This is a genomic window from Pseudomonas sp. JL2 (assembly GCF_031570495.1).
In the GTDB taxonomy this organism is placed as follows: domain Bacteria; phylum Pseudomonadota; class Gammaproteobacteria; order Pseudomonadales; family Pseudomonadaceae; genus Aquipseudomonas; species Aquipseudomonas rhizophila.
The window spans coordinates 1-305 of record NZ_JAKUDH010000083.1; the positions used below are offsets into that span (position 1 = coordinate 1).

At 51.8% G+C, this 305-nt stretch carries 1 other RNA gene; it reads right to left on the minus strand.

Going from position 1 to position 305, the window contains the following annotated elements:
- Positions 1-305, minus strand: a transfer-messenger RNA (tmRNA) gene (gene ssrA, locus MKS85_RS28850); the annotation flags it as partial.

Genomic DNA, 305 nt, shown 5'->3' on the forward strand with positions numbered 1-305 from the left:
CCTCGGTACTACATGCTTAGTCAGTCTTTACATTCGCTTGCCAGCTGCGGACGGACACGCCACTAACAAACTAGCCTGATTAAGTTTTAACGCTTCAACCCCAGGCAGGGCTTCCACGCGATCTCTTTTGGGTTTGACCTCTCTTGATCCCCGTCCTAAGAGCGGAGGCTAGGGAGAGAGGGCTCTAAGCAGGTTATTAAGCTGCTAAAGCGTAGTTTTCGTCGTTTGCGACTATTTTTTGCGGCTTTTTACGAGGCCAACCGCCCCTCGGCATGCACCTTGGGTTTCGCAAATCCCGTCGAATC